This window comes from Pseudoalteromonas sp. GW168-MNA-CIBAN-0100 (genome assembly GCF_040309225.1).
Taxonomy (GTDB): domain Bacteria; phylum Pseudomonadota; class Gammaproteobacteria; order Enterobacterales; family Alteromonadaceae; genus Pseudoalteromonas; species Pseudoalteromonas arctica.
In genome coordinates this window covers 1-229 of sequence record NZ_JBEOOL010001210.1, presented here as the reverse complement: position 1 = coordinate 229, position 229 = coordinate 1, and the positions used below count along the sequence as shown (strand labels likewise).

The following is a 229-nucleotide window of genomic DNA, read 5'->3' as shown; positions in this document are numbered from 1 at the left end:
CTGCGTGTACTTCGTGGTCGTCTACAAACGCGCCATGCACACGCTCAGGAACACTTGTACCTGGCGGTAAATACAACATATCACCCATACCTAGTAAATTTTCGGCACCTTGTTGGTCAAGTATAGTGCGCGAATCTATTTTACTCGATACCTGAAACGCCATACGCGTTGGTATATTTGCTTTAATTAAACCGGTAATTACGTCTACCGATGGGCGCTGTGTTGCCAG

Annotated in this window: 1 protein-coding gene; it reads right to left on the bottom strand. The window is 46.3% G+C overall.

The genetic code is table 11. The features are described 5' to 3' along the window. A partial coding sequence (locus AAEY62_RS25255; RefSeq protein WP_350637257.1) for a hypothetical protein occupies nucleotides 1-229 on the bottom strand: 229 nt, incomplete at both ends.